Below are 8554 nucleotides of genomic sequence, written 5' to 3' on the forward strand. Positions count from 1 at the left end.
CGCTGATCAACACGCTGGTCGGCAAGAAGGCCACCAAGACCGGCGACGAGGCCGGCATCACGAAAAACGAGCAGCGCATCTCGCTGGCCAGCGATGCCTACCTCTACGACACGCCCGGCATGCTGTGGCCCAAGATCCTGGTGCCCAAGAGTGGCTACCACCTGGCAGCGGCCGGCTCGGTCGGCCGCAATGCCTACGACGAGGAAGAAGTGGCGCTGGAACTGATCGAGACGCTGCAGCCGGACTACGCGCCGCTGCTCGAAGCGCGCTACCGGCTGCAGGACGTCGCCAGCATGCTGTCCGAGGACGTGCTGGCCGGCATTGGCCGTGCGCGCGGTGCAGTGCAGAGCGGCGGCAAGGTCAGCATGCAGAAGGCCTCCGAAGCCCTGCTGAACGACTACCGCTCGGCTGCGCTGGGCCGGGTGACGCTGGAGACGCCGGAAGGTTTTGCCGCCTGGCGTGCCGAGGCCGAGGCCGCCCAGGCCGAGAAGGCGCAGAAGAAGGCGGCCCGCGCCGGCACGCGGCGGCCGGACGGGCGCTGAAGCCCGGCGCCCTTCTTTCTGCGCGCTGCGTCAGCGGTAGGAGTGTCCGGAGACGCCGGTGATGTTGGCGTTGGGCGTCTCGGAGCGCACGCGCACGCGGGCGTAGTCGGCGGTGGCAGAGGCGCCGCTGGCACCTTCGCCGGCGAAGGACTTGGCCTTGGTCTTGAGCATCGCATCGATGTCGAAGTAGCTGCCGGCCGGCACCTGGAATGTGCGCTTGAGCCTCAGCGGTTCGACCGAGGCGTCGGTGTTGTTGATGCTGGCGTCGGCCTTGTGCTTGTCGTTGGCCACGGTGACCAGCAGGCGGGCGACCACCGCGTCGGGTGTCAGCGAGGGGTCGATGACGTTCGAGTAGGCGTTCGTGTCCACCGTGACGGTGTACTTCATCATGGTGCCGGCGGGCACGCCCGGTGCGCTGGCCAGGATCCGGTCGCGCGAGTGAACCTCGGCGATGCACTTGGCGTACAGCGAGAAGTCGTAGCTGCCATGGGCCGGGTAGCTGGCGCTGCTGCTGGCCGTGATCCAGCCGAGGCTGCCACCGGCCTGGCAACTGGCATGCGTGCCGTTGATGGCGTCGCCGATGGAGGTGGAGTAGTCGTTGCCGAGGCCGGCAGTGGTGGCGCTGTCGCTGTAGTCGAAGGCTTCGACGGGCTGGTTGTCGAAGTCCAGCGTCCAGGCAATGGCATGGGTGCGGGTGGACAGGCCCACGTCCTGGGCCCAGCCCGGGCTGGTCAGTGCAGCCAGCGCCAACAGGGCCAGGGTTTTGCGCAACGGTGCTGCGGGGAGGTACTTCGTCATCTGGAACTCGCTTGGTATGGGTGGGGAGCGGCGACGCTAGCACCGGCCCTGCGCCACCACCATCATCCAGGCAGAGGATGCCGCGAGGTCCCTGGACGATTGTTCACGCCACTTTCTGCATCGCCTGCCGCAGCAGCGACAGGCCCAGGTCCAGCTCCTCGTCGCTGACGGTGAGTGGCGGGGCGATGCGGAACACGCCGCCCATGCCAGGCAGCTGCACGATGTTCATGCTCAGGCCCAGCCGCATGCATTCGCGCGTGATGGCCGAGCCCAGCTCCGGCGCGGCCTCCTTGCCGGCCCTGTCCTTCACTACCTCCAGGCCCAGCAGCAGGCCGCGGCCGCGCACGTCGCCAATGCAGGCGAACTCTTCCTGCAGCGCGCGCAGGCCGCGCTCCAGCCGCTGGCCGGCCAGCCTGGCGCGCTCCACCAGCCCGTCCCGCTCGACCACCTCCAGCACCTTCAGGCCGACCGCGGCAGGCAGCGGGTCGGAGACGTGTGTCGTGTAGAACAGGAAGCCGCGCGCGTGGCAGGTCTCTTCGATCTCGTCCGACGTGAGCACGGCGGCCAGCGGCAGGCCGGCGCCCAGGGTCTTGGAGAGGGTCAGGATGTCGGGTGAGACGCCGTCGCGGTTGCAGGCGAACATCAGCCCGGTGCGGCCCACGCCGGTCTGCGCCTCGTCCAGGATCAGCAGCATGCCGCGCTCGCTGCACTTCTGCTTCAGCGCGGCCAAGTAGCCCAGCGGCAGGTCGAGGATGCCGCCGGAGCTGAGGATGGGCTCGGCGATGAAGGCGGCCAGGTTGCCGCTGGACTGGCGGTCGATCAGGTCGAAGGCGTAGTCCAGCTCGGCCTGCCAGTCGAACCGGCCGTGGCGCTCGAAGCGCGGCCGGTAGGGGTAGGGCGCGGGAATGGCAAACGAGCCCACCGCCGCCGGCCCGTAGCCCTTGCGGCCGGCGCTGTAGGTGGCCGAGGCGGCGCCCCCGGTCATGCCGTGCCAGGACTGGGCGAAGCTCACCACCTCGAACTTGCCGGTGTAGAGCTTGGCCAGCTTGAGGGCTGCTTCGTTGGCCTCGGCGCCGGTGCTCAGCAGCATCGAGCGGGTAAGGCCTTTCGGTGCAATCTCGGCCAGGCGCGTGGCCAGGTCCACCACCGGGCGGCTCAGCATGCCGCTGAACAGGTGGTCCAGGTTTCGAGCGTGTTCGGCCACCACCGCAGCCACCTCCGGGTGGCCGTGGCCCAGCAGCGCGCTCATCTGGCCTGAGGTGAAGTCCAGGATGGCGCGGCCGTCGGCGTCGTAGACAAAGCTGCCTTGCGCCCGCTCGATGATCATCGGCTCGAAGCTGCCGCCGTAGCGGATCAGGTGCTGGCGGGCGTGCTGCCAGAAGGCGGGGTCGTCATTGCGGGACATGGGCGCTCCTGTGGGTGGCTTGATTCGCGCCCAGCTTACGAAAGGCAAGGGGTCAAGGAAAGCTGATATTTATGAAACCAGCTATCAGGTGGCTTGATGGCAAGATGGGCGGCCGGAGACCCGATGCATGACCCGCCACCTCGACATCGACCTGCTGCGCACCTTCGTGGCCATTGCCGAGACCCACACGCTGGGTCGTGCGGGAGGTCGGGTTGGCCGCACGCAGGCCGCCGTCAGCATGCAGGTCAAGAAGCTGGAGGCCATGCTGAACCAGCCGCTGCTCAACCGCACCGGCCGCGGCGTGCAACTCACGCTGCATGGCGAGCGCCTGCTGGCCCATGCCCGCACCATCCTGCGCCACCACGACGCCGCGGTGGCCGACATCTCCGGCGCCGGCCTCTCCGGCACGCTGCGCTTCGGCTGCCCGGACGACTACGCCACCGCCTTCCTGCCCCACATCCTGCGCAGCTTCGCCGGCCGTCATCCACAGGTCTTCGTGGAAGTGCTGTGCGCCCCCACGCCCCGCCTGCGCGAACGCCTCAAGCGCCACGAACTGGACCTGGCGCTGGTCTCCACCGCGCAGGAAGACAACACCACGCCCGTGGTGCGCCGCGAGCCGCTGGTGTGGGTGGGCAAGCACGACGACGACGCCGTGCTGCGCGAACCGCTGCAACTCGCCCTGTCCGACCCCGACACGCTGGATCACCGCGCCGCCTGCGAAGGCCTGGACGCCATCGGCCGCGCCTACCGCGTCGCCTACGCCAGCGGCAGCATCTCCGGCCTGCTGGCGGTGGTGCGCTCAGGCCAGGCGATCGCTGTGCTGACCCAGGCCGCGGTCCCGCCGGACCTGCAGGTGCTGCCCACCGGCAAACTGCTACCCCGTTTGCCCGACGTCGGCTTGGCCGTCGCCTTCGACCTGCGAAGACCGCCGCCGCTGGCGGTGGAGTTTGCGGAGCACTTGCAGCGGCAGTTGCCGGCGTTGTAGGTGGCTAGTTGCATCGCATGCATGCGGTAGCGGCAATGCCGCTGGGTGCAGGTTCATCCTACAGGTAGATGTTGACGAGACGGCTTCGTCTGCTCCAATGCTGGTGGTCTGCTTGCCAAGCAGGTTTGGTGTTGACTGACACGGGCCGTGCACTCTGGCTCGATGCCCGCAAAATCAAACTATAAAGAAAATTTGCGGCACAGGATGTTATGAAGACAGCGGCAGATGCTACGGAGCGGGGCTGTTACCCTATAAGCAGGCTAGGTTTTCTTATCATAAATCAACGCCATGCTTGAACTTCTTTCCAACAAAATTCTTGAGGAAGCAGCGAAATTCGCTGTTGATCTACTTGGTGATCGGGTGAAGGCGATTAACTCCGATTTGCAACATAAGGGCGCCCCGGCTACTGCACGCCTCGACACTTCGCCTGTCAAAATCAGAGATCATCTACAAAAGCATGTGCAGTTCATAAAAAAATGGTCTACCCATAGCAACTTTTTTGATCAGCTTCACAAGAAGAACGTCAGTGACATATATGTCGATCTAAAAACTTATCTAATTCCGGTTCGAGCGCAAATATCAATCGAAGAGCGAAACAACATAGCAGATGCGCTTCCCGCCCTTCGCGCGTGCGACGATCACTGCATTCTCCTCGGTCAGCCGGGCGCTGGGAAAACAACTTCAATCCAGAAGATTTGTCTTGACTTTTTCAGAAGCGACAAGGTACTAGGAAGAAATGATCTCCCAATAGTTATTCGCCTTCGAGATATAGGTCAGTCTCGCTCGAAATTCCCCCTATCTGATCACATTTGTCAAATTCTTGGCCTTGAAATCCGACTATATCCAGTTGATGCGATGGGGAAGTTGGCCAATGAAATTCCAAATTTCAGATTCGAAATTGTGAGTCGTCATCTGGATCTCCTTAATGCATGCCTGTTGCTCGATGGGTTGGACGAAGTTCCGGATGAAAGTACAAGGTCAAGCATTGTAGCGGAGGTAAGACGATTTAGTTCGCTTCAAAATAAATCGAGAATAATTCTTACCTGTCGCGCGGGTGAGTTTAAGTATGAAATTGAAGGCGCAAAGAAGTTTGAAATAGCGCCACTATCGGAGGAGCAGATCGAAAGCTTTGCAGAGCGCTGGCTCGGCGACGCATCGCTTGCAAAGGAGTTCATTCGGCAGGTCCGCACATCTCCGTACTCCGACACGGCAATTCGTCCTTTGACAATGGCCCATCTCTGTGCAATTTACGAACGACTGGGTCGAATACCGAATGAACCAAGAAGCGTCTACCGCAAAGTGGTAGCGCTCTTACTAGAAGATTGGGATGAGCAACGTTCTGTCCAAAGAGTGAGCCACTATTCTCAATTTTCTGTTGACCGAAAACGTGATTTCTTGTCCGCAATGGCGTTTCAATTGACGACGCTCGAAAGGCAATCGCGCTTCGATGTTTTTACGCTGGAGAGAATCTATCTTCGGCTTTGTGATCGATATTCACTTCCAAGAGAACAGTCGCGACTTGTGGCGCAGGAGTTGGAGTCTCACACGGGGCTGTTAATTCAAAGTGGACATGCTCATTACGAGTTTGCCCATAAGTCGCTTCAAGAGTTTTTAACCGCAGAATATCTGGTCAGACTTCCGTCCGTGAAGTCCGTTCGAGCTTATTTCTCACTTTTGGCGGCGGAACTCGCGATAGCTGTGACTCTATCCTCTGATCCTGCCGAGTATCTGGCCGATCTAGCTCTCAGGCATTTTGATATGTCCAAGGGAAATGCTGCCTTCTTTAGGGTCTTCATTGATCGATTGGAAACTGAGCGGCCGGAGTTTTCTGTAAGCGAGCAAGCAGTAGTAGGGGCGGCCGCTATAATTACTCATTTTCTCGAGGATGCGCGCCTAATAAATCTGTTGAGACCAATATTTGGCATTGCGGCCGGCAAGTTTATCAATCACTACTATACAATAGCGGTAGACAAAGGTCAAAGTATCAGATTTCTTGGTCCAAAAAGGGACCTATTCCAAGATCTTCCACAATACCTTCAGGTGCCAAAAGAGCTTGTTCCGAATTTCTCATGAATGCGCCTGGCCCGCTGTGTAACAGCGTTCGTATACGAGGCTCTTCGGTGGGATGGGCCGACGAAGCGGCTGATGCAAGAGTCTGATGCACGTCTAGGTCAACTAATGTATCGATGCACTAGCGCGCAGGGCATTTACACTGCTCCGCAGCTTCAGGATGTTGCAATCGACTGTTTCAAGCAGCGTCTTTCGGGATGCTTGCGCGGTCACCGAATATAGGTGAAGTTTCTTCCCATTTGTTAAGTGTCTGAGGAGATATTAGGTGCTAGTCAAATTGAAGCAATTCTCAGTTGGTGGCAACCGACCGCTATCTCTGCGCTGCCCCGCTTGCAGGAAGACTGGCACGTTCCAGACCATCGAGAACGTTCATGATCTTCGTACTGGAGACATCTTTCTCGGCCAGCGCTTCTGTCCCGATCCAAGCTGCAGAGCTCAGGTGTTCTGTGTTTATGACTTACAGAGCAACGTAGTCAAGAGCTACCCGCCACAGCGGATTGATTTCGATTCCAAAGCGATTCCTGCGACGATTGTCAAAACATTCGAAGAGGCGTTGTCTTGCCAAGCTGAAGGTATGCACGTCGCTGCGGCGATCATGATTCGCCGCACACTGGAGGAGCTATGTCAAGACAAAGGTGCAACTGGCGCGAACCTAAAGGCTCGAGTTAACACACTCCAATCTTCCGTTGTGCTTCCGCAAGGGCTCCTGGCAGCAATGGATGACCTTCGTCTTCTTGGTAATGATGCGGCACACATCGAGGCGCAGACTTACGATGCAATTGGGCAGGACGAGCTAGAGGTTGCAATCGAGCTCACCAAAGAAATTCTTAAAGCTGTGTACCAGCTAGATGATCTCCTCGGGCGCCTTCGAGCTCTCAAGAAGACTTGATAAACATCTAGCCCAAGGCGTCGGCCTCCGTTCACGGGCCTATCGTTTGGATTGCGATTCAACCGATGGTGCCCACGAAGGAGACCGACATGGAACTGTATGCGGGGATTGACTTGCACTCCAACAACAGCGTCGTGAGCGTGCTCGACGAGCAGGACCGCGTGGGGTTTGCCAAGCGCCTGCCCAACGAGCTGGCGGCGATCATCGTGGCGCTGCGGTCGTGCCCGAGCACGCCCGTGGGCGTGGAGGTGGAGTCCACCTACAACTGGTACTGGCTGGTCGATGGCCTGCAGGACGCCGGGTTTGTGGTTCACCTCGTCAACACAGCCGCCGTCAAGCAGTACGAAGGCCTCAAGCACAGCGGCGACTTCAGCGATGCGCGTCACCTGGCGCATCTGATGCGCTTGGGGATCCTGCCCACTGGCTATATCTATCCACGAGAGCAGCGCGCCGTGCGCGATCTGCTGCGCAAGCGCAGCCAACTCGTTCGCCAGCGCAGCACGCAGATCCTGAGCATGGGCAACCTGGTCGCACGCAATCTGGGCACCCACGCTGGCGGCAACGAGATCAAGCGCTGGACGTCTGAGCACATTGACGCGATGCCGCTGCTGGACGAACAAAAGCAGGCCTTGAAGGCCAACCTGGCGGTCATGCGCTGCCTGGACGATCAGGTCGATGCACTGGAGCGCAGCATCCTGGCCAAGGCCAAGCTGCGCGAGGACTACCAGGCGCTCAAGACGGTCAGCGGCATCGGCCAGGTGCTGGCCCTGACCATCGCGCTGGAGACCGGCGATGTCGGACGCTTCGACAGCCCGGGCAACTTCGCCTCGTACGCGCGCACGGTCGACAGCCGGCGCGAATCGAACGGCAAGAAGAAAGGCGAAGGCAATGCCAAGTGCGGCAACAAACACCTAGCCTGGGCCTTCATCGAAGCAGCGCACTTCGCGGTGCGCTACGACGCGGCAATCAAGCGCTGGTACCAGAAGAAGTGCAGCAGCAGCCTGTCGGTGGTGGCCATCAAGGCGGTGGCGCACAAGCTGGCGCGGGCCTGCTACCACGTCATGAAAGACGGCAAGCCCTTCGACGTGTCGAGGGCCTTCGGATAAGGCGTTCGCTTGTTCAATGAGACGGCGCTGGCAGTGTCGCTTTGGGGTTGGCACAACCATGAGACTTGATTGCACGCCAGCGCCGATCCCACCCAGACATGAGAGTTCGTTGCGCCCGTACCGTGAACCACAAGGGGTTGGATCGCACCCGTGCGAAGCCACAGACCTGTGCGGCCGGCTGGACCGGCTGCGTGGATTGGACGCGGTGGGGAACGGAGGGTTTTCTGGGGCTGCGAACGCAGCCAGGGGCCAGTCGCCGCAAAGCGCCTGAGCCTTGATCCTGATGGGTGACTGGTGCGCAGCGGCGCAACCAATCTTCGAGAACCAAGTGTGCAGTGACCTCAACGGCTGGGAATGCAGGCTTTGGATGGAAAAATGCGGGGACGGCCGCAGAAATCTGCTCGTCCCTATTGACGGAGGCGGCTAATGGGTGACACTCCTGTCGTTTCGCCGAATTGGCTGCGAGTTGCTTGGCCAGCTTCCGCCTACAGTGCTTGGTCACTTCAGTTGTCTGAGTCTTCGATCGCGACTACTGAACCGTCCCAGCATTCGAGGAGCCTCCACCTCCTAAGAAGTCGGCCCTGAAAATCTCCCAAGTCGTTGTCCTGAAACGACTTTGGGGTGATATCCGATGGTCAGATCTCCCGAGAATCAATCCAATGGAGATCGGTTTCTGGGAGTTCTGGAGTTCCCACCGATGGCCACCGACGACTTCTTTCGCGCCCGGCTCGATCAGATGATTGACCTGCGCCACGCGCT

Annotated in this window: 7 protein-coding genes; 5 read left to right on the forward strand and 2 right to left on the reverse strand. The window is 60.4% G+C overall.

Annotated elements, in window-relative coordinates; translation table 11 throughout:
* Positions 1–542, forward strand: a 542-nt coding sequence (locus FKP22_RS13360; protein WP_211361399.1) for a YlqF/YawG family GTPase, incomplete at its 5' end; no start/stop codon positions are given.
* Positions 543–572: 30 nt separating this feature from the next.
* On the opposite strand, the gene FKP22_RS13365 is transcribed toward FKP22_RS13360, so the two are convergent.
* Entirely contained in the window at positions 573–1340 is a 768-nt protein-coding gene (locus tag FKP22_RS13365; RefSeq protein ID WP_141287980.1) for a hypothetical protein, read from the reverse strand.
* Between the two features lie 103 nt (positions 1341–1443).
* Positions 1444–2745, reverse strand: coding sequence for an aspartate aminotransferase family protein (locus FKP22_RS13370; protein WP_141287981.1), 1302 nt, complete (start codon positions 2743–2745; stop codon positions 1444–1446).
* Between the two features lie 127 nt (positions 2746–2872).
* Here FKP22_RS13370 and FKP22_RS13375 point away from each other — a divergent pair, with 127 nt between their 5' ends.
* The 4 genes from FKP22_RS13375 (at position 2873) to FKP22_RS13390 (ending at position 7795) form a co-directional block, all read left to right on the forward strand.
* Entirely contained in the window at positions 2873–3730 is an 858-nt protein-coding gene (locus tag FKP22_RS13375; protein WP_141287982.1) for a LysR substrate-binding domain-containing protein, read from the forward strand.
* 288 nt (positions 3731–4018) lie between these two features.
* Entirely contained in the window at positions 4019–5803 is a 1785-nt protein-coding gene (locus tag FKP22_RS13380) for an NACHT domain-containing protein (protein WP_141287983.1), read from the forward strand.
* A 262-nt stretch (positions 5804–6065) separates the two neighbouring features.
* On the forward strand, positions 6066–6689 hold the full coding sequence (locus FKP22_RS13385; protein WP_141287984.1) for a DUF4145 domain-containing protein: 624 nt from the start codon (positions 6066–6068) through the stop codon (positions 6687–6689).
* Positions 6690–6778: 89 nt separating this feature from the next.
* Positions 6779–7795 carry an IS110 family RNA-guided transposase gene (locus FKP22_RS13390; protein WP_141287985.1) on the forward strand — a complete coding sequence of 339 codons (1017 nt, stop codon included), beginning with the start codon at positions 6779–6781 and terminating at the stop codon, positions 7793–7795.
* Positions 7796–8554 lie beyond the last annotated feature (759 nt).

Origin of the sequence: Ideonella azotifigens, assembly GCF_006519715.1 — a bacterium.
GTDB lineage: Bacteria > Pseudomonadota > Gammaproteobacteria > Burkholderiales > Burkholderiaceae_C > Ideonella > Ideonella azotifigens.